This is a genomic window from Streptomyces wuyuanensis (genome assembly GCF_900103455.1).
Taxonomy (GTDB): Bacteria; Actinomycetota; Actinomycetes; order Streptomycetales; family Streptomycetaceae; genus Streptomyces; species Streptomyces wuyuanensis.
In genome coordinates, this window is record NZ_FNHI01000032.1 from 29,560 (window position 1) to 54,601 (window position 25,042).

Annotated in this window: 28 protein-coding genes; 17 read left to right on the forward strand and 11 right to left on the reverse strand. The window is 72.6% G+C overall.

The window, feature by feature from the left end:
- The first annotated feature begins 134 nt into the window (after nt 1-134).
- Together scpB and BLT82_RS33820 are read left to right on the forward strand one after the other, a co-directional pair.
- Nucleotides 135-707 (forward strand): SMC-Scp complex subunit ScpB, encoded by a 573-nt coding sequence (gene scpB, locus BLT82_RS33815; protein ID WP_093662000.1) that lies wholly within the window; start codon nt 135-137, stop codon nt 705-707.
- Nucleotides 707-1,786: a pseudouridine synthase gene (locus BLT82_RS33820; RefSeq protein WP_093661904.1), complete on the forward strand. Its 1,080-nt coding sequence runs from the start codon at nt 707-709 to the stop codon at nt 1,784-1,786. Before scpB ends, BLT82_RS33820 begins: the two co-directional genes overlap by 1 nt.
- A 170-nt stretch (nt 1,787-1,956) precedes the next feature.
- Here the strand turns inward: BLT82_RS33820 and BLT82_RS33825 are convergent, their stop codons facing one another.
- Nucleotides 1,957-2,967 carry a 1-aminocyclopropane-1-carboxylate deaminase/D-cysteine desulfhydrase gene (locus tag BLT82_RS33825; protein ID WP_093661906.1) on the reverse strand — a complete coding sequence of 337 codons (1,011 nt, stop codon included), beginning with the start codon at nt 2,965-2,967 and terminating at the stop codon, nt 1,957-1,959.
- A gap of 142 nt (nt 2,968-3,109) precedes the next feature.
- Between BLT82_RS33825 and pnuC the strand changes: the two genes are divergently transcribed.
- From pnuC to BLT82_RS33850, 5 genes are read left to right on the forward strand one after another with little or no spacing between them, the layout of a single operon-like run.
- On the forward strand, nt 3,110-3,796 hold the full coding sequence (pnuC, locus tag BLT82_RS33830; protein WP_093661908.1) for a nicotinamide riboside transporter PnuC: 687 nt from the start codon (nt 3,110-3,112) through the stop codon (nt 3,794-3,796).
- Nucleotides 3,793-4,899 carry an AAA family ATPase gene (locus tag BLT82_RS33835; RefSeq protein ID WP_093661910.1) on the forward strand — a complete coding sequence of 369 codons (1,107 nt, stop codon included), beginning with the start codon at nt 3,793-3,795 and terminating at the stop codon, nt 4,897-4,899. The genes pnuC and BLT82_RS33835 overlap by 4 nt, the downstream gene beginning before the upstream one ends.
- Nucleotides 4,896-5,624, forward strand: coding sequence for an NUDIX hydrolase (locus BLT82_RS33840; RefSeq protein ID WP_093661912.1), 729 nt, complete (start codon nt 4,896-4,898; stop codon nt 5,622-5,624). Before BLT82_RS33835 ends, BLT82_RS33840 begins: the two co-directional genes overlap by 4 nt.
- A complete protein-coding gene (locus tag BLT82_RS33845) occupies nt 5,621-6,661 on the forward strand; it encodes an ADP-ribosylglycohydrolase family protein (RefSeq protein WP_093661914.1) in 1,041 nt (346 codons plus the stop codon). The genes BLT82_RS33840 and BLT82_RS33845 overlap by 4 nt, the downstream gene beginning before the upstream one ends.
- 3 nt (nt 6,662-6,664) lie before the next feature.
- The gene (locus BLT82_RS33850) at nt 6,665-7,426 is read left to right on the forward strand and encodes a nucleotidyltransferase domain-containing protein (RefSeq protein ID WP_093661916.1); all 762 of its coding nucleotides are present in this window, start codon (nt 6,665-6,667) and stop codon (nt 7,424-7,426) included.
- Here BLT82_RS33850 and BLT82_RS33855 read toward each other — a convergent pair.
- The 6 genes from BLT82_RS33855 to BLT82_RS33880 form a co-directional block, all read right to left on the reverse strand.
- Nucleotides 7,346-8,095: a nucleotidyltransferase domain-containing protein gene (locus tag BLT82_RS33855; RefSeq protein WP_093661918.1), complete on the reverse strand. Its 750-nt coding sequence runs from the start codon at nt 8,093-8,095 to the stop codon at nt 7,346-7,348. The genes BLT82_RS33850 and BLT82_RS33855 overlap by 81 nt on opposite strands.
- A 141-nt stretch (nt 8,096-8,236) precedes the next feature.
- Nucleotides 8,237-8,629, reverse strand: a complete 393-nt coding sequence (locus BLT82_RS33860) for a VOC family protein (protein ID WP_093661920.1) — start codon at nt 8,627-8,629, stop codon at nt 8,237-8,239.
- Nucleotides 8,626-8,928, reverse strand: coding sequence for an ArsR/SmtB family transcription factor (locus BLT82_RS33865; RefSeq protein WP_093661922.1), 303 nt, complete (start codon nt 8,926-8,928; stop codon nt 8,626-8,628). Before BLT82_RS33865 ends, BLT82_RS33860 begins: the two co-directional genes overlap by 4 nt.
- Before the next feature lie 101 nt (nt 8,929-9,029).
- Nucleotides 9,030-9,551 (reverse strand): Rieske (2Fe-2S) protein, encoded by a 522-nt coding sequence (locus BLT82_RS33870; RefSeq protein ID WP_093661924.1) that lies wholly within the window; start codon nt 9,549-9,551, stop codon nt 9,030-9,032.
- Entirely contained in the window at nt 9,548-10,144 is a 597-nt protein-coding gene (locus BLT82_RS33875; protein WP_093661926.1) for a DUF6529 family protein, read from the reverse strand. The genes BLT82_RS33870 and BLT82_RS33875 overlap by 4 nt, the downstream gene beginning before the upstream one ends.
- 19 nt (nt 10,145-10,163) lie before the next feature.
- Entirely contained in the window at nt 10,164-10,841 is a 678-nt protein-coding gene (locus tag BLT82_RS33880) for a hypothetical protein (protein ID WP_093661928.1), read from the reverse strand.
- Between the two features lie 163 nt (nt 10,842-11,004).
- On the opposite strand from BLT82_RS33880, the gene BLT82_RS33885 reads away from it, so the two are divergent.
- From BLT82_RS33885 to der, 6 genes are all read left to right on the forward strand, one after another.
- Complete coding sequence (locus tag BLT82_RS33885) at nt 11,005-11,445, forward strand: YidB family protein (RefSeq protein ID WP_093661930.1); 441 nt, start codon at nt 11,005-11,007, stop codon at nt 11,443-11,445.
- Nucleotides 11,446-11,772: 327 nt separating this feature from the next.
- A complete protein-coding gene (aroH, locus tag BLT82_RS33890) occupies nt 11,773-12,135 on the forward strand; it encodes a chorismate mutase (protein ID WP_093661932.1) in 363 nt (120 codons plus the stop codon).
- Nucleotides 12,132-13,217, forward strand: coding sequence for a prephenate dehydrogenase (locus BLT82_RS33895; protein ID WP_093661934.1), 1,086 nt, complete (start codon nt 12,132-12,134; stop codon nt 13,215-13,217). The genes aroH and BLT82_RS33895 overlap by 4 nt, the downstream gene beginning before the upstream one ends.
- Before the next feature lie 143 nt (nt 13,218-13,360).
- On the forward strand, nt 13,361-14,041 hold the full coding sequence (gene cmk / locus BLT82_RS33900) for a (d)CMP kinase (protein ID WP_093661936.1): 681 nt from the start codon (nt 13,361-13,363) through the stop codon (nt 14,039-14,041).
- Between the two features lie 53 nt (nt 14,042-14,094).
- Nucleotides 14,095-14,679 (forward strand): lysophospholipid acyltransferase family protein, encoded by a 585-nt coding sequence (locus BLT82_RS33905; RefSeq protein WP_244529871.1) that lies wholly within the window; start codon nt 14,095-14,097, stop codon nt 14,677-14,679.
- Nucleotides 14,680-14,752: 73 nt separating this feature from the next.
- Nucleotides 14,753-16,201: a ribosome biogenesis GTPase Der gene (der, locus tag BLT82_RS33910; RefSeq protein ID WP_093661940.1), complete on the forward strand. Its 1,449-nt coding sequence runs from the start codon at nt 14,753-14,755 to the stop codon at nt 16,199-16,201.
- 164 nt (nt 16,202-16,365) lie between these two features.
- Here der and BLT82_RS33915 read toward each other — a convergent pair whose 3' ends face one another.
- Both BLT82_RS33915 and BLT82_RS33920 read right to left on the reverse strand, forming a co-directional pair.
- The gene (locus BLT82_RS33915; protein ID WP_093661942.1) at nt 16,366-16,659 is read right to left on the reverse strand and encodes a hypothetical protein; all 294 of its coding nucleotides are present in this window, start codon (nt 16,657-16,659) and stop codon (nt 16,366-16,368) included.
- A 116-nt stretch (nt 16,660-16,775) separates the two neighbouring features.
- The gene (locus BLT82_RS33920; RefSeq protein WP_093661944.1) at nt 16,776-17,597 is read right to left on the reverse strand and encodes a hypothetical protein; all 822 of its coding nucleotides are present in this window, start codon (nt 17,595-17,597) and stop codon (nt 16,776-16,778) included.
- Nucleotides 17,598-17,944: 347 nt separating this feature from the next.
- Here BLT82_RS33920 and BLT82_RS33925 point away from each other — a divergent pair, with 347 nt between their 5' ends.
- The 3 genes from BLT82_RS33925 to BLT82_RS33935 all read left to right on the forward strand — a co-directional run bounded on the left by BLT82_RS33925 (nt 17,945) and on the right by BLT82_RS33935 (nt 21,042).
- Nucleotides 17,945-19,228 (forward strand): glycosyltransferase family 4 protein, encoded by a 1,284-nt coding sequence (locus tag BLT82_RS33925; RefSeq protein WP_093661946.1) that lies wholly within the window; start codon nt 17,945-17,947, stop codon nt 19,226-19,228.
- The gene (locus BLT82_RS33930) at nt 19,225-20,004 is read left to right on the forward strand and encodes a hypothetical protein (RefSeq protein ID WP_093661948.1); all 780 of its coding nucleotides are present in this window, start codon (nt 19,225-19,227) and stop codon (nt 20,002-20,004) included. The genes BLT82_RS33925 and BLT82_RS33930 overlap by 4 nt, the downstream gene beginning before the upstream one ends.
- Nucleotides 20,005-20,076: 72 nt before the next feature.
- Nucleotides 20,077-21,042 (forward strand): helix-turn-helix transcriptional regulator, encoded by a 966-nt coding sequence (locus tag BLT82_RS33935; protein ID WP_093661950.1) that lies wholly within the window; start codon nt 20,077-20,079, stop codon nt 21,040-21,042.
- On the opposite strand, the gene ctaD is transcribed toward BLT82_RS33935, so the two are convergent.
- On the reverse strand, nt 20,993-22,717 hold the full coding sequence (ctaD, locus tag BLT82_RS33940; protein WP_093661952.1) for an aa3-type cytochrome oxidase subunit I: 1,725 nt from the start codon (nt 22,715-22,717) through the stop codon (nt 20,993-20,995). The genes BLT82_RS33935 and ctaD overlap by 50 nt on opposite strands.
- A gap of 478 nt (nt 22,718-23,195) precedes the next feature.
- Here ctaD and BLT82_RS33945 point away from each other — a divergent pair, with 478 nt between their 5' ends.
- Nucleotides 23,196-23,411: an I78 family peptidase inhibitor gene (locus BLT82_RS33945; protein WP_093661954.1), complete on the forward strand. Its 216-nt coding sequence runs from the start codon at nt 23,196-23,198 to the stop codon at nt 23,409-23,411.
- A 177-nt stretch (nt 23,412-23,588) separates the two neighbouring features.
- Here BLT82_RS33945 and BLT82_RS33950 read toward each other — a convergent pair whose 3' ends face one another.
- Nucleotides 23,589-24,662: a phosphatase PAP2 family protein gene (locus BLT82_RS33950; RefSeq protein ID WP_093661956.1), complete on the reverse strand. Its 1,074-nt coding sequence runs from the start codon at nt 24,660-24,662 to the stop codon at nt 23,589-23,591.
- Nucleotides 24,663-25,042 lie beyond the last annotated feature (380 nt).

Below are 25,042 nucleotides of genomic sequence, written 5' to 3' on the forward strand. Positions count from 1 at the left end.
CCGCCGTGCCCGCGGCCGGCACGCCTGCCGCTGCCGTTGCCCCCGGTACGGCCGTCGCTCCCGGTACGGGCGGCGGATCCGAGGACGCGGCCGGGACGCGGTCCGCGCTCCGGCCCGCCCTCGAGGCCGTCCTCATGGTCGTCGACGAGCCGGCGACCGAGGAGCACCTCGCCAAGGTCCTCGAACAGCCCCGCCGCGCCGTCGCCGACGCCCTGCGCGAACTCGCCGACGAGTACACGATCCAGGGCCGCGGCTTCGAGCTGCGGCTCGTCGCCGGCGGCTGGCGCTTCTACACCAGGCCCGAGCACGCCGCCGCCGTCGAGCGCTTCGTCCTCGACGGCCAGCAGGCCCGCCTCACCCAGGCCGCCCTGGAGACGCTGGCCGTGGTCGCGTACCGGCAGCCGGTCAGCCGTTCCCGGGTCTCGGCGGTGCGCGGAGTGAACTGTGACGGCGTGATGCGCACCCTGCTCCAGCGCGGTCTGGTCGAGGAGGCGGGCACGGAACCCGAAACAGGTGCGATCCTGTACAGGACGACGAACTACTTCCTGGAGCGGATGGGGCTGCGGGGTCTGGACGAGCTCCCCGAGCTCGCGCCGTTCCTCCCCGAGGCGGAGGCGATCGAGGCCGAGACCCAGGAAGCCGTTCCGTCGTTCGATCCGGACGCTCCGGACACAGACGCAGACGACACGACGACGACGGAACTTTGATGCGAAGCAGCGGCAGGAACAGCAGCGGACGCGGCGACTACCGGGGTGCCGGTGGGGGCGCCCGGTCGAAGGCCGGGGGACAGCGCGACGACAAGCAGAAGCGTGCGCGCAAGCCCCGTCCCGAGGAGCGCCGCTACGACGTCGGGGGATCGGCGTCCGAGGGCCCGCGGAAGGGCCGGGGCGAGGCGGCCCGGGGCGGTGCCAAGGGCGGACCGAAGCAGTCCCCGCAGCGCGGAGGCGGACGCACCGCCCCCGCCCGCTCCCGCGAGTACGAGGCCCGCGCCGAGGAGCGCAACCGCGAGCGCTACGCGAACAAGCCCCGGACCGCCACGCCCAAGACCTTCCCGGGCGCCGAGCAGGAGGGCGAGCGGCTGCAGAAGGTGCTCGCCCGCGCCGGCTACGGCTCGCGCCGCGCCTGCGAGGAACTGATCGACATGGCCCGTGTCGAGGTCAACGGCGAGATCGTGACCGAGCAGGGGCTGAGGGTCGACCCGGCCAAGGACGAGATCAAGGTCGACGGACTGACGGTCGCCACGCAGTCGTACCAGTTCTTCGCGCTCAACAAGCCCGCGGGCGTCGTCTCCACGATGGAGGACCCGGACGGCCGCCAGTGCCTCGGGGACTACGTCACCAACCGCGAGACCCGCCTGTTCCACGTCGGCCGGCTCGACACCGAGACCGAGGGCATCATCCTGCTCACCAACCACGGCGAGCTGGCGCACCGGCTGACCCACCCCAAGTACGGCGTCAAGAAGACCTATCTCGCCGCGGTCCAGGGGCCCCTCCCGCGCGAGGTCGGCAAGCGGCTCAAGGAGGGCATCCAGCTGGAGGACGGCTACGCCCGGGCCGACCACTTCCGGGTCGTGGAGCAGACGGGCAAGAACTACCTCGTCGAGGTCACCCTCCACGAGGGCCGGAAGCACATCGTCCGCCGCATGCTCGCCGAGGCGGGCTTCCCGGTCGACAAGCTCGTGCGGACCGCGTTCGGCCCGATCACGCTCGGCGACCAGAAGTCGGGCTGGCTGCGCCGGCTGAGCAACACCGAGGTCGGCATGCTGATGAACGAAGTCGGGCTCTGACGCCTGCACTTGCGTCGGCCGTCTGAGGCCCCGTTCCCGCCCCTCCTCCGCGCAGTGCCGCGGTCGTCCGGGGGCGGTGAACGGGCCGGGCGGCCGCCGTTCACGCCGCCCGGGCACCGCGCGTCGGCCCTCCGGCCGCACCGTGTGCGACGAGCGGCCGGCCGCCGGCGTCAGTCGCCGTCCCGGGGCCCGTGGGTCTGGAGGAAGAGCACGGGACCGTGGCCGAAGCGGCCGCCGTCCGCCATGTCCAGCAGGGCGCCCAACGCCTTGGCGGTGTAGACGGGTTCGAGGTCCAGCCCCGCACCTTCCGCGGCCAGGCGCCGGGCCTCCGTCCCCCGCGGGGTGGGATGCCCGTAGCCAGGCCCCAGCCAGTCCCGCACCAGTGTCACGTCGTTGGGCGCGACCACGCCGCGGGGGAGGTCCGCTCCCCGTGCGCGCAGCAGCCGTTCCGTCCGCCCGGCCAGGGCGGCGACGGTGCGGGCGTCGAGCCGGAGGGTGTCGTTGACGACCACGCCGACGACCCGGGTGCGCTCCAGGCCGGCGAGCCGGAGGCCGAGGGCGAGCCCCGCCGCGGTCCCTCCCGATCCGACGGCGGTCACGACGTGGGACGGTTCGGGGAGGGCGCCCGCGGCGATCTGGTCCGCGAGTTCGAGGGCCGCCTCCACGTAGCCGAGGGTGCCGACCGGGGACGAACCGCCGGCGGGCAGGAAGTACGGCAGGTGACCGTGCGCCGAGTGGCGCAGGAAGAGCCAGGGCGCGGCGGCGATCGTCCGGGCCTTCGTACGGGTGAGGTGCAGGGTGGCACCGGACCGGCGCAGCCGTTCGAGCTGCCGCCGGACGTGGTCGTCGACGGGCTGGTCGACCAGGGCGACGGCCGTCCGCAGTCCCCGCTCCCTCGCGTAGAGGGCCGTGGCCAGGCCCCAGTTGGTGCCCGTGCCGCCCACCGTGAGGATCGTGCGGGCCCCGCGTCGGCGCACGTCGGGGAGGATCCACTCCAGCTTGCGGACCTTGTTGCCGCCCCAGCCCCCGCGGCCGTACCCGCTCTCGTCCTTGCACCACAGCGGTACCCGGCCGGTGAGGCCGCCCAGTTCGCGCACGGGCGTCGGCCCGTCGCCCAGCGGCTCACGGGGCAGCGCCCCGGCCGCCTCGGGGAAGCGCCTGTGCAGCAACGGCCCGCTCATTCCGCCCTGATCCCTTCGCCGGTGTGCCGCCCGCGCGGCGATGCCCTCGCCGGACACCGCTCCCAGCCTTCCGTTGTTGTGCTTGTCGGACCACCCCTTCCGCCTTTATAGTCATAGTGACTCTAAAAGAAGGGGGCGGGTCGTGAGCCTCGCGGACGTACTCGCGCCGCTGCAGCAGCCGCTGTTCACGCTGCTCGGCACACCGGTCAGCTGGACCGAGGTGCTCGGCTTCGGAAGCGGGGCGCTGTGCGTGTGGCTCGTCGCCCGGCAGCACATCGCCAACTGGCCGGTCGGCATCGCCAACAACGTCCTCTTCGTCCTGCTCTTCACCCAGGCCGGCCTGTACGCCGACGCGGGGCTGCAGGTCGTCTTCATCACCCTCGCCGTGTACGGCTGGTGGACCTGGACCCACGGGGGTGGACCAGGCTCCGACGCCCTCCCGGTGCGCCGCACGACGCGCACCGAGTGGACGTGGCTGCTCGCGGCGGGGGTGATGGGGACCATCGGGCTGACGCTGCTCCTGGACCGCGCCACCGACTCGGACGTCCCGTTCTGGGACGCGCTCACCACCGCGCTGTCCCTGATGGCGACGTACGGTCAGTGCCGCAAGCGGCTGGAGTCCTGGTGGCTGTGGATCGCCGCGGACGTGGTCTACGTGCCGCTGTACGCGTACAAGGAGCTCTACCTCACCGCGCTGCTGTACCTCGGCTTCATGACGCTGTGCGTCCTCGGGCTGCGCCACTGGTCGCGCGACCTGGCGGCGCAGCGCCCGGTGCCGGTGCCCGGCGGCGGAGCGAGGCAGGACACGACGGCGGAGGCGACGACGTGAAGCGCTACCGGCACGGGCTGGTCCTCGGCAAGTTCTACCCGCCGCACGCGGGCCACCACCACCTCGTACGGACCGCCCGCGACCGCTGCGACCGGCTGACCGTCCTCGTCTGCGCCGCGTCCGTGGAGTCGATCCCGCTGGACGCGCGGATGGCGTGGATGAGCGAGGTGCACCCGGACGTCCGGGTGGTCGGCGCCATCGACGACATCCCCGTCGACATCACCGACCCGGCGGTCTGGGACGCGCACATGGCGGTCTTCCGCGCGGCCGTCCCCGGGCGCGTGGACGCCGTCTTCACCTCCGAGGCGTACGGGGACGAACTGGCCCGCAGGTTCCGCGCCGACTCGATCTGCGTCGACCCGGGCCGCACGGTCTTCCCGGTCTCCGGCACGGCCGTGCGCCACGACCCCGTCGGCTGCTGGGACTTCCTGGAGCCGCCCGTACGGGCCGCCCTCACCCGGCGCGTGGTCGTCCTCGGCGCGGAGTCCACCGGCACCACCACCCTCGCCGACGCGCTCGCCGCGCACTACCGGGCACGCGGCGGGGTGTGGTCGCGCACGGCCGCCGTACCCGAGTACGGCAGGGAGTTCAGCGGGCGGAAGCTCGCCGCGCTGCGCGCCGAACGGCCCGGTGCCGAATGGTCGGACGTGCGCTTCGACGGCGACGACTTCCCGCTGATCGCCCGGCGCCAGACCGAACTCGAGAACGCCGCCGCCCGGATCGGCTCCCCGGTCCTGATCTGCGACACGGACGCCTTCGCCACCACCGTCTGGCACGAACGCTACCTGGGCGGGCAGCACGAGGAGGTCGCCCGGATCGCCGCCGCCGGCCGGGGGGACCTCTGGCTGCTCACCGACCACGAGGGAGTGCCCTTCGAGGACGACGGCCTGCGCGACGGCGAACATCTGCGGCCGTGGATGACCGCCCGGTTCGCCGAGGAACTCACCCGTACCGGAAGGCGGTTCATCACGGTCACCGGCCCGCACGAGCAACGGCTCGCCACGGCCGTCGCCGCCGTCGACGAACTGCTCGCCGACGGCTGGCACTTCGCCGACCCCCTGCCCACCCGCGGCGGGGACGCCCCCGTGCCGGAGTTCCGATGACCGTCGAGGGATACGACCCGAGGGCCTTCCCGCCCTTCGCCGTCACCGTGGACCTCGCGGTCTTCACGGTCCGCGACGGCGAACTGCACGTCCTGCTGATCGAGCGCGGTGCCGAGCCGTACAAGGGCGCCTGGGCGCTGCCCGGCGGCTTCATCCTCCCGAGGGAGTCCGCCGGGCAGGCCGCACGCCGCGAACTCGCCGAGGAGACCGGACTGTCGGCGGGCACCGTCGCCGGCCTCCACCTGGAGCAGTTGCGCACCTACAGCGACCCCGACCGTGATCCGAGGATGCGCGTCGTGTCCGTCGCGTACACCGCCCTCGTGCCGGATCTGCCCGAACCGCGCGGCGGGGGCGACGCCGCCCACGCCCGCTGGGTGCCCCACGGCAGCCAGGGCCGCCTCGCCTTCGACCACGAGCGCATCCTCGCCGACGCTCACGAACGCGTCGGCGCCAAGCTCGAGTACACCGGCCTCGCCACCGCCTTCTGCCCCGCCGAGTTCACCCTCGGCGAGCTGCGGCAGGTGTACGAGACCGTCTGGGGCGTCGAGCTCGACCGCCCCAACTTCCGGCGCAAGGTCCTCACCACGCCCGGCTTCGTGGAAGCCGTCGAAGGAGGCGCGCGCCTGACCGGCGGCCGGGGGAAGCCGGCCGCGCTCTACCGGGCGGGGCCGGCGAACGCCCTGCACCCTCCGCTACTGCGACCGGAAGGACGGCATTCGACATGACCGACACGACGGACCTGGCGGCGACGAGGACCGCCACCAAGCAGGCCGCCACCGGCACCCTCGTCGGGCTCGCGCTCGGCGACGCGCTCGGCTTCCCCACCGAGTTCAAGGACGTGCCCTCGATCCTCGCCACGTTCGGGCCCTGGCGCGAGATGGACCTGCCGAGGCCCGCGATCGTCACCGACGACACCCAGATGACGCTGGCCCTCGCCCGCGGCATCCGCACGGCCACGGACCGGGGGCTGCTCGCCCCGCTGCGGCTGACCCGGCCGGTGCGCGAGGAGTTCGTGGACTGGTACCACTCGCCCGACAACAACCGCGCACCCGGCCGCACCTGCCTGGTCGCCTGCCACAAGCTCGACAGCGACATGCCCTGGCAGGAGGCCAGCCAGATCGCCTCCAAGGGCTGCGGGGCCAACATGCGCGTCGCGCCCCTCGGGCTCGTGCCCGGCCTCAGCGACGGGCAGCGCGCCGGAGCCGCCCAGCTCCAGGCCGCGCTCACCCATGGCCACCCGACCGCGCTGGCCGCCTCCGACCTCACGGCGCGAGCGGTGTACCTGCTGGCGCGCGGCACCGAACCGCTCGGTCTCGTGGGCCGGCTGCGGTCGTACGCGTACGAGAACCGCTCCCGATACCACCACGACTGGCTCGGCGACCTCTGGACGTACGCCCACGACGCCACGCCCGAGGCCTTCGTCGAACGCGGCTGGGACGAGTGCCTCACGGTGCTGGAGCGCCTGGCCAACGCCCTGCGCGACGCCGACCCGGAGACCGATCCGTGCCGTGCCACCGGTGACGGCTGGATCGCCGAGGAGGCCCTCGCGACCGCGCTGCACTGCTTCCTGCTCTTCCCCGAACAGCCGCTGACCGCGCTGCGCCGGGCGGCCTGCACCCGGGGGGACTCCGACTCGATCGCCTGCCTCACGGGCGCGTTCGCCGGGGCCCACCTCGGTGCCCGGGCGTGGCCCAAGGAGTGGGAGGAGCGCATCGAGTACCGCAGCGAGCTGCTGACGCTGGGTGCCCTCTGGGACGCTTGAGCCATGACACTGGCCCTTCAACCCGCCGAACTCGCCCCCGTGGTAGCGGAGCAGCCCCATCCGCTGCTCTTCGCGACGGTCTCCGGCGCGCACTTCTACGGCTTTCCGTCCCGCGACTCGGACGTGGATCTGCGCGGAGTCCATCTGCTGCCGGTGGAGGACCTGGTCGGACTGCACGAACCGGACGAGACCCGGTCCCTGATGTGGGTCAGGGACGGGGTGGAGATGGACCTCGTCACGCACGACCTCCGGAAGTTCGTCCGGCTGATGCTGCGCCGCAACGGCTATGTGCTGGAGCAGTTGCTGTCACCGCTGGTGGCCCACACCTCGCCGGCCCACGAGGAGCTCGTCGCGCTCGCCCCCGGGGTGCTGACCGCGCACCACGCCCACCACTACCGGGGGTTCGCGGGCACCCAGTGGCGGCTGTTCGAGAAGACCGGTGAGCTGAAGCCGCTGCTCTACACCTACCGGGCGCTGCTCACGGGCATCCATCTGATGCGCTCCGGCGAGGTCGTCGCCCATCTGCCCACGCTGCTGGGCGAGATGGCGGCGCCGGCCAGGCTGCCCGAGCTGATCGCGGCGAAGACCGAGGCCGAGCACGGGGGGGCGCCCGTGGACACCGAGGCCGTGCACGCGGAGGTGGAGGAACTGCACTCCGTCCTGGACGAGGCCCGGGCGCGCTCGTCACTGCCCGACGAGGCCACCGCCCGCGACGACCTGCACGACTTCGCCGTACGGACCCGGCTGGACCTCCGCCAGCGCTGACGCCCGCCGTACCCGGACCAGGAAGTCCTCGACCCGTGCCCGGTCCGGTTCGGCCGGGAGCGGGCTCACGGCCGCCGCCGCGTCGGCCTCCCCGGCCAGCCGGGCCATCCAGGACTCGACCTCGGACCAGGGCACCTCGCCCCGCTTCACCGCGAGCAGCCGCTCGCGGTCGTCGCCGACGTCGGTCACCAGCCGGCCCGTACGGAGCAGATCACGGCAGCTCGCCAGCAGCCGCAGCAGATGCATCGCGTGCTTCCAGCGCGGAACGCCGTACTGCCGTACGTCGGCGTCCAGTTTGCGCCGCTGCCCGGAGGCGTAGCGGACGAACGTCCCGTGGACCTGGCGGGAGAGGAACGCCTCGCGCAGCGCGAGCAGTTCGCGTCCGGTGTCGTCGACGCGCTCGACGAGCGGGGAGTGCAGGCACTCCAGGATGTTCGGGTTGGCCCGCAGCGCCAGCTCGCAGAAGCGCTCCAGCTCCCACGAGAACTGCTCCTGCGCGGGACCCTCCACATGGGTCGGGGGCTTGTCGAACCGCCAGTACAGGGCGGTGGGCGCGAGGAAGACACCGCGCAGGTCGGTGTCGCTGCCGTCCGTGGCCAGGCCGAAGGCCCGTGAGCCCATCACACAGGAGTAGATCGTGTGGTCGCGCACGAGGTCCTCGGGAGTCATGGGCGAAGGCTACGCGACCGCCGACCAGGGGCCGGGGTGCCGGCGGACGGTCTATCGGCGGTGGGTGGACGGTCCGCTCCGGCACGGCCGACGGCGGCGGGGAGCGGACCCGCCCGGGGCGCTCCGTGCGCGGCCGTCCGCCTACCGCGGCTGCGACGCGAGCTGGATGAGGTTGCCGCAGGTGTCGTCGAGGACCGCGGTGGTGACGGGCCCCATCTCCACCGGCCTCTGGGTGAAGCGGACGCCCAGGGCGCTCAGCCGCTCGTACTCCGCGTCGACGTCGTCGACGGCGAACTGGGCGAGCGGGATGCCGTCCTCGACGAGCGCGTCGCGGTAGGTCCTGGCGGCCGGGTGGCGGGCGGGCTCCAGGAGGAGTTCGGTGCCGCCGGGCTCCTCGGGAGAGACGACGGTCAGCCACCGGTCCTGCTCGCCCACCGGGACGTCGTGCTTCTTCACGAAGCCGAGGATCTCGGTGTAGAAGCGCAGTGCCTTGGCCTGGTCGTCGACGAAGACGCTGGTCAGATGGATCTTCATGGGGTGCTGTCCTCAGGGTCCGGTGTGTCGGGCACGAGCCATCGCTCGGCGATCCGCCGCAGCGGGGCGGTGTTCAGGTCGTGGAACTTGTAGCGGCCCTCCCGCCTGGTCTCGACGAGCCCGGCGGCCTCCAGGACGGCGAGGTGCTGGGAGACCGCCTGGCGCGAGATGCCGAGCCCGTGCCGCATGCTCAGTCGCGCACAGATCTCGAACAGCGTCTGGCCGGACCTCTCCGCGAGCTCGTCGAGGATGGTGCGGCGGGTGGAGTCGGCCAGGGCTTTGAAGAGGTCGTCGGCCACGACCGCAGGATAGGCAAGTACTCACTTGCCTATCAAGTCGGGGTGCGACGTTCCCCGGAGTCCGCCGGTGCGACCGGAATCCACGGGAGTCGGGACGGTCCTCAGACGAGCCGGATCTCGCCCCCGGACACGGTGATCCGCTTCTCCCCCAGCGGCCGCGTCGCCGGGCCCTTCACCACCGCGCCGTTCCCGGCACCGAACCTGCTGCCGTGGCATGGGCAGTCGATGGTGCCGTTCTCGACCTTGTCGACCAGGCAGCCCTCGTGGGTGCAGATCGCCGAGAACGCCTTGAATTCCCCCGCCGCGGGCTGGGTCACCACGACCTTCTCGGCCTTGAAGACCTTCCCGCCGCCCTCCGGCACATCGGACGTGGTGCCGAGCCGTGCGCCCCCGTCCGCCGGGGGCGGCGTCGCGCCGCCCGTCCGCTCCTGTGCGGGGGGCGGGGACGTCTCGCCGCCGCCCTTCTCGCCGTACCGGCTGCAGCCCGCCGCCGCGGTCACCGCCAGCACGCCCGCGGCCCCGGCCCGTACCGCCGTCCGCCGTGCCACGCCCTTTGCGCAGGTGCGGCCGGGCTCGCCGCAGGCCGGCCCGCTGCCGTGTCCGTCCGCTCCGCCGTCCGTCATGTCGTCACTCCGAAGGTGCGGAAGAACCACAGCGCCGAGGTGAGCCACAGGACCGTCAGCGCGGCGAAGACCAGTCCTCCGACGGCGGGCAGCAGCCACCCGGGCAGCCGCTCGATGCGCAACAGCAGCATCTTCGCGCTGAACGCGCCGAAGAAGAAGCACCCGAGCAACGAGTGCCAGGCCGCTCGGGCGCTCTGCGTCTGGTAGCCCAGCGCGTACAGACAGTGGACCGCCACCGGCACCGCGAGGAGGAAGGCCACCCGGCCCGACCAGCGGTGCAGTACCGGCGTCCAGGCCGCCGGCCGTACGCCCGGCAGCCTGCCGTACATCGCCGTCGCCGACAGGAGCTGCACCAGCCCGAACGCGAACGCGGCCGTCGCCAGCCACGACTTCACCGCGCCCGTGCTGCTGAAGCCCGCGAGGTTGAACGCGGTCCCCGCCGGATCGTGGAACCTCCCGTACACCCCGAGGACCACCGCCACCGCGGCCCCGACCAGCACGGGCACGGCACAGCGCGCCGCGCCGCCCGGGCTCTGGCCGTTCGGCCCGCCGGACGGGCGGTCCTGGGGCCGTGCGTTCGGATCCACGCTCATGGCTGCACCTCGGGGACGCTCAGGGGGCGACGGGGCGGGCGGTGACCTGCTCGCCGTCGATCGTGACGGCGCCCGTCCGGGGGTCGATCGGGGGAGCGGCGGCGGGCTCGCCGTCGCGGTTGACGATGCCGACCTGGCGGCCGTTCTGCAGCACGATCCAGCCGCCGTCGACCTTGGTGCCGCGCACCTCCGTGGTGGCGCGGTAGACGCCGGCGGGCTTGGCCGCGCGGGCGGCGGTGAACGGGTGGCCGGCGTTCTGGACCGTGACCGTCCCGTCGACCTTGTCCGCCTCGACCCTGCCGTCCAGCGTCGCCCCGGACTTGCTCTTCAGCCGCATGCTGCCGTCCGCGGCCACGTCGCCGCGCAGCCACGCCTCCTGGGTGCGGCCGTCGCAGTAGTAGGCGACCGCCTTGCCCTTGCGCAGCGTGATGGCGACGGAGGCGCGGTCGTCCTGGGTGCGCCCCGCGTACTTGGCGTCCCGCGGCGGCGCCGGGGACGGCGACCGGACCGCGGGCACCCTCGGCTGCGCCGGACTCGCCGGAGGACTCGCCGGGGGCGTCGGGGACGCGGGCGGGCTCACCGCCGACCGGTCGAGCGAGGTGGGTGCGGGTTCGCCGGTCGTGGCGTTGAGCGACAGCATGAACAGACCGAGCAGCAGTCCGGCGAACAGCGTGATCAGCGGCCCTGCACGCTTCATCGGCGCCTCCCGCGGGGACGACCGGGCAATGGGTTGTCCATGCAAGCCGAGGTCACAGCCCGTGTCCAGCGGAGCCACGCTCGGTGATAGCCCGAGTGGCGGCAGGCCCCGCGGTGGGTGACATTGACCGTTGTCCACCATTTCCCCGCGAAAGGGCAGGATCATGGCGGGTAACGATCTCGGCGGCCTTCTGGGCAGCCTCCTCGGCGGCGGGCAGGGCGGGTCCTCCGGAGGGAACATCCTGGGCGCGCTCATCGGTGCCCTCGCCGGCGGCGGCAAGGCCGGAGCGGCCGGAGCGGGCGGCGGGGCCGACGGCAGTCCGCTCGGCGGGCTGCTCGACGTGCTCGCCAGGTCCGGTCTCGCGGACCAGGCGCAGTCCTGGATCGGTACGGGACAGAACCAGCAGGTCAGCGGCGGTCAGATCGCTGAAGCCCTGCCGAACGAGACTCTCGACAAGGTGGCCCGCGACACCGGAGTGACACCCCAGGAGGCGGCCGACCGGATCGCGCAGTCCCTGCCCCAGGCCGTCGACAAGCTGACCCCGTCAGGGCAGCTGCCGCAGGGCTCCTCGCTGGAGGAGATCATCCGGCAGCAGCGGATCTGACCCCGCGGAGTCACCGGACGGGCCGCGACGACCGCGCCCCGCGTCTCTCGGGCCGGTCGCCGCGGCCCCGCGTCCGGGCGGCCGACCGTCCCGGACGCGGCACCAAGGGCCGTCCCGTCATCACCGGTGGATCAGCGCGCGGCGTCGGATGCGGTGCACCGCAAGGCGGAGGGCCGCCTTCATACGGGCGTATTCGGGCGATCCGACAACGCAGCGAGGTGCCGTGGCTGTCGCCGCGCGCCCGCTGGGGATTGCGGGACAGCCCTTAGGCTGATCGGAGCATCCGCGGGCTCGGACCGCGGAGTCGATGCCGAGGAGGAGCGCGAGGTGGCGGTACGAGCCGTCCGGGGAGCCGTCCAGCTGGAACGGGACGAGGCCGGGCACATGGACGAGCAGGTCGGTGAACTGCTCACCGCCATCCTGGAGCGCAATGGGCTCACGGCGGACGACCTGATCAGCATCTGGTTCACGGCCACACCGGATCTGCACAGCGACTTCCCGGCCGCCGCCGCGCGCGGCCTCGGCATCGTCGACGTACCGCTCATCTGCGCCCAGGAGCTCGACATCGCCGGAGCGATGCCCCGCGTCGTGCGCGTACTCGCCCACATCGAGTCGGATCTGCCCAAGTCCGAGGTCGCGCACGTCTACCTCGGTGCCGCGGCCGCCCTGCGCAAGGACATCGCCCAGTGAGAACCGCCCTCGTCATCGGAACCGGCCTGATCGGCACCTCGGCGGCCCTGGCGCTCGCCGGGCGCGGGGTCACCGTCCACCTCACGGACCACGACCCCGCCCGGGCGAGGACGGCGGCCGCGCTCGGCGCGGGCACCGACGAGATCCCCGAGGCCCCCGTCGACCTCGCCGTCGTCGCAGTGCCGCCCGCCCATGTGCCCGCGACGCTGGCCGAGGCGATGCGCGCCGGGGTCGCGCGCGGCTATCTCGACGTCGCCAGCGTCAAGGGCGGTCCGCGCCGCGAGCTGGAGGCGCTGGGCGTCGACATGTCGACGTACATCGGTACGCACCCGATGTCCGGCAAGGAGCGGTCCGGCCCGCTGGCGGCCACCGCCGATCTCTTCGAGGGGCGGCCCTGGGTCCTCACGCCGACCCGGGAGACCGACACCGAGGTGCTGAACCTGGCGCTGGAGCTGGTCGCGCTCTGCCGCGCGGTCCCCGTCGTGATGGATGCCGACGCCCACGACCGCGCGGTCGCGCTGGTCTCGCACACCCCCCAGCTGATCTCGTCCATGGTCGCGGCCCGGCTGGCGGACGCGGACGAGACGGCCGTGCGGCTGTGCGGGCAGGGCATCCGCGACGTGACCCGGATCGCGGCCTCCGACCCCACGATGTGGATCGACATCCTGTCCGCCAACCCGGGCCCGGTCGCCGACGTACTCGCGGGTGTCGCGGCGGACCTGGACGAGACGGTCCGCGCCCTGCGCGCCCTGCAGTCCTCCGACGAGGACAAGCGGCGCGACGGCGCGAGCGGGGTCGAGGACGTCCTGCGCCGCGGCAACGCGGGTCGCGAACGCGTCCCGGGCAAGCACGGCGCCGCGCCGGCGGTCTACGAGACCGTCGCGGTCCTCATCAGCGACCGGCCGGGCGAGCTCGCCCGCATCTTCGCCGACGCGGGCAGCGCGGGCGTCAACATCGAGGACGTCCGCATCGAACACGCGACCGGCCAGCAGGCGGGTCTGGTCCAGCTCATGGTGGATCCCTCGGCCGCCCCCGTGCTGGCGGCGGCGCTGCGCGAGCGGGGCTGGGCGCTGCGCCAGTGACCCGTGGGACGGCTGCTTCCCGGGCCCTGCCCGCCGGTCCGGGAAGCGGTGCATGGGGTCCCTTCCGCACTCGGTAACCTTGTGCAGGGCACCTTGGCACTCCGGCCTGCCCGCACACCAGCTTCAGGAAGGTCTCCGACACCGTGGAATCCGTGATCGTCGCCATCGACGGCCCCTCCGGCACGGGCAAGTCGAGCACCTCCAAGGCGGTCGCCGCAGAGCTGGGTCTCAGCTACCTGGACACCGGTGCCCAGTACCGGGCGATCACCTGGTGGATGCTGACCAACGGCATCGACGTGGACGACCCGTCGGCCATCGCCACCGTCTGCGACAAGCCGGTGATCGAGTCCGGCACGGATCCGCTCGCCCCGACGATCAGCGTCGACGGCGTGGACGCCTCCGGCCCCATCCGCACCAGGGAGGTGACCTCCAGGGTGAGCGCCGTCAGCGCGGTCCCGGAAGTGCGCGCCCGGATCACCGAGCTGCAGCGGACCATCGCCTCGGCCGCCGAGAAGGGCATCGTCGTCGAGGGCCGGGACATCGGCACCACCGTGCTCCCCGCCGCCGATGTGAAGATCTTCCTCACCGCCTCCCCGGAAGCCCGTGCGGCCCGCCGCAGCGGCGAGCTGAAGGGCAAGGAGGCGACCGACCTCGCCGCCACCCGCGAGGCGCTGATCAAGCGGGACGCCGCCGACTCCGGTCGGAAGACCTCCCCGCTGGCCAAGGCGGACGACGCCGTCGAGGTCGACACCACCGATCTCACGCTCAAGCAGGTCATCGAGTGTGTCGTCGCTCTCGTTGAGGAGAAGCGGGCCTCGAAGTGACCGTACCGTCCGCGAGGGGCGCCGCCGTCGGCCGGGGGATCGGCATCGGCCTCATGAACACGCTGTGGCGGCCGCGGGTGCTCGGCGCCTGGCAGGTGCCGGCCACGGGCCCCGTCATCCTCGCCGTCAACCACGCGCACAACATCGACGGTCCGATGCTCATGGGCACGGCACCCAGGCCGGTGCACTTCCTCATCAAGAAGGAGGCGTTCATCGGCCCGCTCAACCCGTTCCTGACCGGGATCGGGCAGCTGAAGGTGGACCGTTCGACCGCGGACCGGGCCGCCGTGACCAACGCCCTCGGCGTGCTGGAGAACGGCGGCGTCCTCGGGATCTTCCCCGAGGGCACCCGCGGCGGCGGCGACTTCAGCTCCATCCGCGCCGGGCTCGCGTACTTCGCCGTGCGCTCCGGGGCCCCGATCGTCCCGGTCGCCGTGCTGGGCAGCGAGCGCGGAGGCCGGCTGATACCGGCGCTGCCCCCGCTGCGCAGCCGCTTCGACATCGTCTTCGGCGAGCCCTTCGAACCCGGTGACGGGAGCGGGCGGCGCACCCGCACGGCGCTCGACGAGGCGACCGTACGCATCCAGGAACGGCTCACCGCCCACCTGGAAAACGCCAAGCGCCTCAGCGGGCGCTGAGCGAGACTTCAGTAGTGGGCCACGGCCGCACGGGCCGGGTCCACCGACCACGAATGAACGAGGAACGGACTTCATGAACGACCAGCACGACCACGGGGCACTCGGCGACACCGAGTACGCGGAGTTCATGGAGCTCGCCGCGGAGGAGGGCTTCGACCTCGAGGACGTCGAAGGCGCCATCGAGGAGGCCGGCCACGGCCCGCTGCCGGTGCTCGCCGTCGTCGGCCGCCCGAACGTCGGCAAGTCGACCCTGGTGAACCGCTTCATCGGGCGCCGCGAGGCCGTCGTCGAGGACAAGCCCGGTGTCACCCGTGACCGGGTCACCTACGAAGCCGAGTGGGCCGGCCGTCGCTTCAAGGTCGTCGACACCGGCGGCTGGGAGCAGGACGTCCTCGGCATCGACGCCTCCGTCGCCGCCCAGGCCGAGTTCGCCATCGAGGCCGCCGACGCGGTCGTCTTCGTCGTGGACGCCACGGTGGGCGCCACCGACACCGACGAGGCCGTCGTGAAGCTGCTGCGCCGCGCCGGGAAGCCCGTCGTCCTCGCCGCCAACAAGGTCGACGGCCCGTCCGCCGAGGCCGACGCCGCCATGCTCTGGTCCCTGGGCCTCGGCGAGCCGTTCCCGGTGTCCGCGCTGCACGGCCGTGGCACCGGCGACCTGCTCGACGAGGTCCTCAAGGCACTTCCCGACGCCCCCGCCCAGACCTTCGGCACCGCCGTCGGCGGACCGCGCCGCATCGCTCTCATCGGCCGTCCGAACGTCGGCAAGTCGTCCCTGCTGAACAAGGTGGCGGGCGAGGAGCGGGTCGTCGTCAACGAGATGGCCGGCACCACCCGCGACCCCGTCGACGAACTCATCGAACTCGGCGGCACGACCTGGAAGTTCGTGGACACCGCGGGCATCCGCAAGAAGGTCCACCTCCAGGAGGGCGCGGACTACTACGCCTCGCTGCGCACCGCGGCCGCCGTCGAGAAGGCCGAGGTCGCCGTCGTACTGATCGACACCAGCGAGTCCATCTCGGTCCAGGACCAGCGGATCATCACCATGGCCGTCGAGGCGGGCCGTGCGCTCGTCATCGCGTACAACAAGTGGGACACCCTCGACGAGGAGCGCCGCTACTACCTGGAGCGCGAGATCGAGACGGAGATGCAGCAGGTCTCCTGGGCGCCGCGGGTGAACGTCTCGGCCGCGACCGGCCGGCACATGGAGAAGCTGGTCCCGGCGATCGAGACCGCCCTGGAGGGCTGGGAGACCCGGGTGCCGACGGGCCGGCTCAACGCCTTCCTCGGCGAGCTCGTCTCCGCCCATCCCCACCCCATCCGGGGCGGCAAGCAGCCCCGCATCCTCTTCGGCACGCAGGCCGGCACGAAGCCGCCGCGCTTCGTGCTCTTCGCCTCCGGCTTCCTGGAGCACGGCTACCGCCGCTTCGTGGAGCGCAGGCTCCGCGAGGAGTTCGGCTTCGAGGGCACCCCGATCCACATCTCCGTACGGGTGCGCGAGAAGCGGTCCAAGAAGAAGTAGCGGCGGGCGCTGCGCCTTTGACACGGCGCGGCGTACGGGGACGGCGCCGTGACCGCAGCGACCCGCCTCCGCCGCCGCCCGCACGGCAGCGGCGCGCACTCCGCGCACATGCACGACGGCCGGGACGCCATGCGTCCCGGCCGTCGTGCATGTGCGGTCGCCCCTCACAGCCCCCTGCGGGGCGCGGGCGGCAGTGCGCGGGCGTGAAGCCCTCCGGCGTGCTGCCGGATCCCGGCCGGCCAGGGGCTCAGCCGACCGCCGGCGACGGCGCCGAGACCGGCGCCGCTGCCGTGCAGGCCGGTTCCGAATCCCTTGAAGGCGAGGTCCTCCTCGCCCGTGCGGTCACCGGGCAGTGCCCGGAAGGCCCTTCGGTACTCGGAGTAGAGCGCGTCGTAGATCGGGGTGGCCGAAGCGTTTCGGCTCTCGTACGGTCGGCGGGCGGGGTCGTCTGTGTGCACATAGGAGCCAACGACCCCGATGCCCGTCGGATGCGGGCCCGTCCCGGAAATCGCAGTTCGGCGGGGGTACGGGGGGCGCACGCCCGGGTCCGCTTCCGGCACGGGGCCCGCGGCCCTCAGGTGCCCGCGAGCGGCATCGCCGCAGCGACCAGCCGCCCGTTCGCGGCAGCCTTGTCGAGTGCGTCCCGGAGCAGGTCCTCGCGCGGCTGCTGGCCGATCGAGCCGACCGGGGCGGCGAAGACGAGGACCTTGTGCGACTTGTTGGCGGCGGTGCGCCAGCCGTCGGTGACCTGCAGCGGCTGGTGGGCCTGCCACCAGGCGACCTGGCCGCTCCCGCCGGTGCCCGGCTGGAGCACGGCGTGCAGTTGCCCCATGGCGAGCAGCACCGACCAGCCGTGCAGCGCGGGGGGCAGCTGGTCGACGGTGGAGACCGGCAGGAAACCCTGCTCGATCAGCAGCGGCAGGAAGTCGTCGCCGCCCTCGCCGAAGCTGCCGGGGCGGGCGATCGGCGCGGTCGGCTCCACGACGAGCGCGGGGTGCAGCTCGTCGCCGATCAGGACCAGGCCGCTGGTCACGCCGAGCACCGCCTGCTCCTGCGGCGCCGCGGGCATCCCGTGGCCCGGGTGGGCGGCCTGCTGGTAGTGGGCGGCCGGGGCCGCTGCCTCGCCGGTGATGGAGCGGACGGCGCCCTTGAGCTGCTCCTCGGCGACCTGGACGACCTGGGAGGGGATGCAGCTGGCATGGGCGAAGGCCAGGACGGCGGTCTCCTCGCCGACGAACAGGACGGTGCTGGTCCGCTCCTGCTCGGAGTCGCCCGGAGTGCGGCAGGAGGTGCAGTCGTAGTTGCCGGGGGCGTTCTCGCCGGCGAGCAGCCGGTCGGCTTCTTCGTCGCCGATCTCGGCGCGTACGTCCTCGCTGACGTCGAGCATGCGCGGCACGGGTTGCTCCTCGGACTCGGTGCGTGATGGTGCGCCGGGCGGTTCCCGGCTCGTAAAGAGCACAACGGGAGACTCAGGGCAAGAGTCACGCGACGGGCACGCCCGGGCGACAGATCGTCACAGCGATACATCGACAAATCGCGAACAAGGGCCGGTCATGCGGCGACACGCCGGTCCGCCGGCACCGATACGCCCGGCGACGGCATGCCGACGGGACGGAAGCGGTCGAATCGCCCACAGTAGGACAGGACGGAGGACCGGACCCGTCCCCGGGCCGACCCTCCGGATCCCGAGGCCCGGCGAAGCCCGTCCCGACCACCACCAGACGCCAGGGGGAGCGGCACCGCATGCACATCTCGTTCCTGCTCCACAACGCCTACGGGATCGGCGGGACGATCCGCACGACGTTCACCCTCGCCGGCACCCTGGCCGAGCGGCACGACGTGGAGATCGTGTCGGTCTTCCGGCACCGCGAGGAGCCGACCCTGGGCGCGCCCCCGGGCGTGACCATGCGTCACCTCCTCGACCTCCGGCAGGGCAGTTCCACCTACGACGGCACCGACCCCGACTACACCCGGCCCGCCCGGGTGTTCCCGCGCGGCGACGGGCGCTGGAAGCAGTACAGCCGCCTCACGGACGCGCGCATCGCGGCGTATCTGAGGTCCCTGGAAGCCGATGTCGTCGTCGGCACCCGTCCCGGGCTCAACGTCCACATCGCCCGTCAGGCCCCCCGCGGCCCGGTCCGCGTCGGCCAGGAGCACCTGACCCTGGACAGCCACGGCTACCGCCTGCGCCGTGAGATCGCCCACCGGTACACCCTGCTCGACGCGGTCACCACCGTCACGGAGGCCGACGCCCTGGCCTACCGGACACGCCTCAGGCTGCCGGACGTACGGATCGAGGCCGTGCCCAACAGCGTGCCCGCGCCGGCCGTGGCCCCCGCCGACGGGGACGGCACCTGGGTCGTCGCGGCCGGCCGGCTGCTCAAGGTCAAGCGCTACGACCTGCTCGTCAAGGCCTTCTCGAAGGTCGTCGCCGCTCGCCCCGACTGGCGGCTGCGGATCTACGGGGGCGGCGACGCGACCGGCAACGAACGAGCCGCGCTGCTGGACCTGATCGCCCGGCGCGAACTGCACAACCACGTCTTCCTCATGGGACCGGTCCATCCGCTGGAGCCGGAGTGGGTCAAGGGCTCCATCGCCGCCGTCACCTCGAACAGGGAGTCGTTCGGCATGACGATCGTCGAGGCGATGCGCTGTGGACTGCCCGTCGTCTCCACCGACTGCCCGCACGGGCCGCGCGAGATCATCGAGGACGGCGTCGACGGTCTGCTGGTGCCCGTCGGCGACGAGGACGCGATCGCCGACGCCCTGCTCGCCCTGATCAACGACGACGAGTTCCGGCGCAGGGCCGGCGCGGCGGCGCTGAAGGCGTCCGAGCGGTTCGACCCGGCACGGATCGCCGAGCGCCACGAGGCCCTGTTCGCGGAGCTGGTCGCCGGCGGCGTTCGCGTCCGCTCCCGCTCCGCGCTCCGGGACGTCGTGCACCGCTCGCGCGGCGCCGTGCTGGACGCGGCGTACGCACTGCGGTACCGGGCGGCCGACGCCGTCCGCAAGGGGAAGGCGGCATGACCGTGCCCACCGGGGAGAGGGTGCCGCGTGCCGACTGCATCGCCGACGCGGCCGGGGGAGTCACCTTCGACATCGCGGGCACCGGGGCCCCGGGCGCCCTGCTCGTCCTCCGCCGGCGCGGCGGGGCGGGGGACACCGTCCGGCTCCCGCTGACCCCGGCCGGCGGGAACCACTCGCGGGCGGTCCTGCCCAGCACCGTCGAACTCGCCGAGGGCCACTGGGACGCGTACACGGACGACGGCGCCGCCGTCGAGCCCGGGATCCGCGATCTGCGGGCCCTGGTCGGCCGGGTCCCGGAGGCGGTCCGGATCGCGGTCCGGGTCCCGTACCCGACCGCCGACGGGCGGCTCGCGGTGCGCTGCTGGGTGCGCGAACCGCACGCCGAGGCAGGGGACATCGCGGTGTCCCAGGGGGCTTGCACGGTCGAGGGCGTGCTGTACGGGGCCGTGCTCGGCGCGGGGGCCGTGGCGGAGGCCCGGCTGGGCGAGACCGTGCACCGGGTGCCGCCGACCGCCGACTGCGCGGGCGGACGCTTCGCCGTCACGCTGGAGTACGCGACGCTCGCCGGGCCCGCCGCGGACGGGGAGCGGCTGTGGACGCTGTGGCTGCGGCCCTCGGCGGACGCGGAGCCGGTGCGCATCTCCCGTATCCTCGATGACGTCTGGGACCGGCGGAACGTCTTCGTGTACCCGGCCCACGAGGGGGAGGGCTACCGGGCGGCGCCCTGCTACACCGCTGACAACGACCTCTGCGTGCGTCTGTCGCCGCCGGGTTGACCGGGACGGCGCCACCCGCGGCATTCCTCATCAGGACAGCACCTGTCCGCGATCTCCGGCAGACTCGCCCGCATGCTGGAGACCTCGGCTCGACTTCTGCGTCTGCTCTCGCTGTTGCAGGCCCACCGTGACTGGTCCGGGTCGGAGCTCGCCGACCGCCTTGGCGTCACCGCGCGCACCGTGCGCCGGGACGTCGACCGGCTGCGCGAGCTCGGGTACCCCGTCAACGCCAGCCCGGGCACCGGCGGCGGCTACCAGCTCGGCGCCGGCGCCGAACTGCCGCCCCTGCTGCTCGACGACGAGGAGGCCGTCGCCGTCGCGGTCGGGCTGCGCACCGCCGCCGGGAACGGCATCGAGGGCATCGGGGAGGCGTCCGTACGCGCTCTGGCGAAGCTCGAGCAGGTGCTGCCCCACCGGCTGCGCCGCCGGATCGGCGCGCTCAACGCCTACACGGTGCCGATGCTGCGCGCGCCGCAGGACCAGGCGGACCCCTCCGTGCTCACCGAGCTGGCGAACGCCTGCCGCGACAGCGAGCGGCTGCGCTTCGAGTACCGCGACCACAACGGCACGGTCAGCCGCCGCACGGTCGATCCGCACCGGCTGGTGTGCACCGAGCGGCGCTGGTACCTCGTCGCCTGGGACCTGGACCGTGACGACTGGCGTACCTTCCGCGTCGACCGGGTCACCCCGAAACCGCCGCACGGCCCGCGCGTCCCGCCGCGCACCCCGCCCGCCGAGGACCTCGCCGCCCATGTGTCCCGGGGCGTGTCCACGGCGACGTACGCCGAGACGGCGGTGATCAGGCTGCGGGTACCCGCAGAGCGCGCGGCCGCGGTCGTGTCACCGTCCGCAGGGGTGCTGGAGGCCGAGGGGCCGGGCAGCTGTCTGCTGCGCACCGGCGCCGGCAGCCTGGACGTGATGGTCGTTCACGTGGTGCTGCTGGGCTTCGACTTCGAGGTGATCGAGCCCGTGGAGCTGACCGAGCACATCAGGACGGTCCGCGACCGTCTGAGCCGGGCTCTGGACGGCTCCGGCTGACCTCGTCGTGCGGGGAGTCGGGCACGGCCGGACGCAGCGGCGCGAACTCCGGGTGGTGCAGATCGAAAGCGGGCGACTCGGAGCGCACCCGGGGGATGGTGGTGAAGTTGTGCCGGGGCGGAGGACAGGACGTCGCCCACTCGAGCGACCGGCCGAACCCCCACGGGTCGTCCACCGTGACCTTCTCCGCGTATTTCTGGGTCTTCCACACGTTGTAGAGGAACGGCAGCGTGGACGCGCCGAGGAGGAACGCGCCGATCGTGGAGACGGTGTTCAGCGCGGTGAAGCCGTCGGCGGCCAGGTAGTCCGAGTACCGCCGGGGCATGCCCTCCGCGCCCAGCCAGTGCTGCACCAGGAAGGTGGTCTGGAAGCCGAGGAACAGGGTCCAGAAGTGGACCTTCCCGAGGCGTTCGTCGAGGAGCCTGCCCGTGAACTTCGGCCACCAGAAGTAGAAGCCGGCGAACATCGCGAAGACGACCGTGCCGAAGACCGTGTAGTGGAAGTGGGCCACGATGAAGTACGAGTCGGTCACGTGGAAGTCCATCGGCGGCGAGGCGATGATGACGCCGGTCAGCCCGCCGAAGAGGAACGAGACCAGGAAGCCCACCGCCCACAGCATCGGGGTCTCGAACGACAGCGAGCCCTTGAGCATCGTGCCGCTCCAGTTGAAGAACTTCACCCCCGTGGGCACGGCGATCAGGAACGACAGCAGTGAGAAGAAGGGCAGCAGCACCGCGCCCGTGGCGAACATGTGGTGGGCCCACACCACCACCGAGAGCCCGGTGATGGCCATCGTGGCTCCGACGAGGGTCAGATAGCCGAAGATCGGCTTCCGGGAGAACACGGGGATGATCTCCGTGACGATGCCGAAGAACGGCAGCGCGATGATGTAGACCTCGGGATGGCCGAAGAACCAGAAGAGGTGCTGCCACAGCAGCGCCCCGCCGTTCCCCGCCTCGAACACCACCGAGCCGAACCGCCGGTCGGATTCCAGGACCAGCAGCGCCGCCGCCAGCACGGGGAAGGCCAGCAGCACCAGGATCGTGGTGAACAGGATGTTCCAGGTGAAGATCGGCATCCGGAACATCGTCATCCCCGGTGCCCGCATCCCGATGATCGTCGCCAGGAAGTTCACCGACGTCAGGATCGTGCCGAAACCGGACAGGGCCAGCCCCATGACCCACAGGTCGATGCCGGCGCCGGGGGAGCGCTCCAGGCTGTTGAGCGGCGCGTACGCGGTCCAGCCGAAGGCGGCGGGACCGGTCGGCACCAGCAGTGAGCCCAGCACCATCAGCCCGCCGAAGAGGAACAGCCAGTACGAGAACATGTTCAGCCGCGGGAAGGCCACGTCCGGCGCGCCGATCTGCAGCGGCACGATCTCGTTGGCGAAGCCCGCGAAGGTCGGCGTCGCGAAGAGCAGCAGCATGATCGTGCCGTGCAGCGTGAACGCCTGGTTGAACGACTGGTTGGTCATCAGCTGGAGCCCGGGGCGGGCCAGCTCCGCCCGCATCAGCATCGCCATCAGCCCGGCGATCAGGAAGAAGACGAACGAGGTGACCAGATAGAGGTGGCCGATCTTCTTGTGGTCGGTGGTCGTCAGCCAGTCCACGACCACCCGGCCCCGCCGACGCACCGGCGCCGGTGAGGCGGCGGCCTCGGCGGTGTCCGTGCCCATGGGCCGATGCTAGCCACGGGGGTCCGCACGAGCCGGTGGGACACGGAACGGGGCGCGGCACGATACGCGTACGGGTGAGCGGCCGGTTCGTCCGGAGCCGTCGCCGATTCGTCCGGAGCCGTCCCTGATTCGTCCGCGAGCATCACCGGTTCGTCCGGAAGTAGGACGTGTATAAGACGCGATGAATTCACGCTGTCCGGACCGCCGGGAAAAGTGCGCGGCGGAAGCAATTCACGGCCCCGGACGGGGTGGTGCGGCGACGGTCCGGGAATTCCGGGGGAATTCCAGTGCGAACAACTCGGATTGCCCGTACTGATGATCGACAGCTCGCCAAACGCGTGTCGTGAACCTGTGACAGAAGCGTGACCGGTGGGGTACGTGGGGCGGGGGATGAGTGCGTCGCCGCTCTTCCCGTACGTTTTCCGCCGGTGGCCGACAGGCCTTCCGTCACCGTCCGCTGCCGCCTACGGTGATTCCCATGGCACCGACACCGACCCCCTCCGGACCGCAGGCCGACCCCCCCGAGTCCTACGTCGGCCTCGACGCCGGCGAGGCCGAGCGCCGCGCACGCGGCCGTGGCTGGACCACCGTCAGATCCCTTCCGCCCGGCTCCGTGATCACCATGGAGTACCTGGAGGGCCGGCTGAACTTCGAGGTCGACGACGGCACGGTCCGGCGCTGCTGGAAGGGCTGACCGCACGAACCCCGCGGCCGGCCGCACGGACCGGAAGCCGGCGGCCTGCCGGAAGGGCCGGACCGCTCGGCGGAGACGCGGCGAGCGGCGGACGCGGGCCGTGCGGCGTGGAGACGTCATGGAGAAGGCCCCGACCGAGGTCGGGGCCTTCTCCATTGACGTCTCGGACGGCGTCCGTCAGCCGCCCACCGGGCGGGAGCGGGGCGGACGGCGGTTCCCGGCCGTGGCCGGGGTCCAGGAGGCGTGCGGCGCGTGTGGCGACCGCCCCACCGCGTGCGTGCGGCCCTGCCCGTGCCGGGCGGTCGCGGTCACGCCCTGCGCGCTCGACGCACCGGCCTGCTTCTGCCCGGCCGGCGCCGCGGCGCTGCCGAAGGTGCTCCTCGTCGCCGTCGTGCGGGCGGAGCTCGTCGCGCCCACCGGGTGGCGCACCGGCTCCCCGCCGCCCTCGGCCGGCAGCCGCTGCGGGTATATGGCCGGCCACGGGCCGCCGGAGGCGACGGGCAGCGACGGCACCGGCAGACGGCGGGCGCGCAGCTGGTCGCGCAGCGAGAGGATCGCGTCCTCGACGCGGCCGATGAGCGGCTCGCACCACGGCAGGGCGAGCAGGATCAGCAGTCCGGCGGCCCAGCCCAGCAGCACGTCGCTCAGCCAGTGCGTACCGAGGTAGACGGTCGTCAGCCCGACGCCCAGGGCGACGACGGCCGAGAGCGCCGACAGATACCGCCTGGCCAGCGGAGTGGTGGCCAGATAGGCGAGGATTCCCCAGGTCACGACGGCATTGGCGGTGTGGCCCGAAGGAAATATATCGCCGCCGGCGAAGAGCTCGGCGGAGCCGATCTGCGTCGCGTAGTGCGGGCCCAGCCGGCCCAGGCCCAGCTTGACCGCTCCCACCGTCGCGTTCAGCAGCAGCAGCGAGGCGCCCAGCACCAGCAGCGGACGCAGCGTGTGCTGCCGCCACGAACGCCAGCCGAGCCAGGCGGCGACCATCACGGCCGTCGGTCCGCGCTGGCCGAGCACCACGAAGTAGTCCAGGAACGCGTGTAGTTCGGGCCACTGCTGATACGGCCGGAAGAGCATGACCTTCCAGTCGACGATCACCAGCCAGGACGAGATGAGCACGGCGACGACGATCGCGAGATAGAACGCCGAAGTCCCGCCGAAGAGGGCGAGACGGGTGCGGCTCATCCGCGGGATCTCTATCTTCGGCGGCTCCGGCTCCCGGTCCAGACGGGCAAAGATGTCGGTACGCACCCAATCGACGTTACAGCGAGTGAGTGTCCGCCCAGGCCGATCCAGGCTCTTCGTGATGACGATGTGATGTGGACTATGTCTCAGCGGCGCTTTGAAAGGGCGCCGCGGACTAAATCCCGGGCGCCCGCGGTCCCAATTGGACGCACCGGTTCTCCGTAAGTGTGTTTGCAGGCTGCGGTAACACATCACGGGATTGCCGCGCCGAATTCGGTAGCCGTTCGGACCGCACGGGGCGCCGCCCCCGGGAGCGCCGGAGTGGCGTACGCCACACCAGTGCGGCCGTCGAGGTGAGAGGTGCGCCACGCGCCGCCGTCCGGGACTCGCGTACTCTGACTGATCACTCGCCCGTCGATGCCGGGCCGCCCACCGGGCCAAGCTCC

Coding starts and splice junctions, on each gene's coding strand:
- BLT82_RS33925 (WP_093661946.1), top strand. CDS start 17,945: ATGCACATCTCGTTCCTGCTCCACAACGCCTACGGGATCGGCGGGACG.
- BLT82_RS33870 (WP_093661924.1), bottom strand. CDS start 9,551: ATGACGGACGGCGGAGCGGACGGACACGGCAGCGGGCCGGCCTGCGGC.
- BLT82_RS33860 (WP_093661920.1), bottom strand. CDS start 8,629: ATGAAGATCCATCTGACCAGCGTCTTCGTCGACGACCAGGCCAAGGCA.
- BLT82_RS33945 (WP_093661954.1), top strand. CDS start 23,196: ATGGCACCGACACCGACCCCCTCCGGACCGCAGGCCGACCCCCCCGAG.
- BLT82_RS33875 (WP_093661926.1), bottom strand. CDS start 10,144: ATGAGCGTGGATCCGAACGCACGGCCCCAGGACCGCCCGTCCGGCGGG.
- BLT82_RS33825 (WP_093661906.1), bottom strand. CDS start 2,967: ATGAGCGGGCCGTTGCTGCACAGGCGCTTCCCCGAGGCGGCCGGGGCG.
- BLT82_RS33885 (WP_093661930.1), top strand. CDS start 11,005: ATGGCGGGTAACGATCTCGGCGGCCTTCTGGGCAGCCTCCTCGGCGGC.
- der (WP_093661940.1), top strand. CDS start 14,753: ATGAACGACCAGCACGACCACGGGGCACTCGGCGACACCGAGTACGCG.
- BLT82_RS33845 (WP_093661914.1), top strand. CDS start 5,621: ATGACCGACACGACGGACCTGGCGGCGACGAGGACCGCCACCAAGCAG.
- BLT82_RS33855 (WP_093661918.1), bottom strand. CDS start 8,095: ATGACTCCCGAGGACCTCGTGCGCGACCACACGATCTACTCCTGTGTG.
- BLT82_RS33935 (WP_093661950.1), top strand. CDS start 20,077: ATGCTGGAGACCTCGGCTCGACTTCTGCGTCTGCTCTCGCTGTTGCAG.
- BLT82_RS33840 (WP_093661912.1), top strand. CDS start 4,896: ATGACCGTCGAGGGATACGACCCGAGGGCCTTCCCGCCCTTCGCCGTC.
- BLT82_RS33850 (WP_093661916.1), top strand. CDS start 6,665: ATGACACTGGCCCTTCAACCCGCCGAACTCGCCCCCGTGGTAGCGGAG.
- ctaD (WP_093661952.1), bottom strand. CDS start 22,717: ATGGGCACGGACACCGCCGAGGCCGCCGCCTCACCGGCGCCGGTGCGT.
- BLT82_RS33880 (WP_093661928.1), bottom strand. CDS start 10,841: ATGAAGCGTGCAGGGCCGCTGATCACGCTGTTCGCCGGACTGCTGCTC.
- BLT82_RS33905 (WP_244529871.1), top strand. CDS start 14,095: ATGAACACGCTGTGGCGGCCGCGGGTGCTCGGCGCCTGGCAGGTGCCG.
- BLT82_RS33930 (WP_093661948.1), top strand. CDS start 19,225: ATGACCGTGCCCACCGGGGAGAGGGTGCCGCGTGCCGACTGCATCGCC.
- scpB (WP_093662000.1), top strand. CDS start 135: ATGGTCGTCGACGAGCCGGCGACCGAGGAGCACCTCGCCAAGGTCCTC.
- BLT82_RS33820 (WP_093661904.1), top strand. CDS start 707: ATGCGAAGCAGCGGCAGGAACAGCAGCGGACGCGGCGACTACCGGGGT.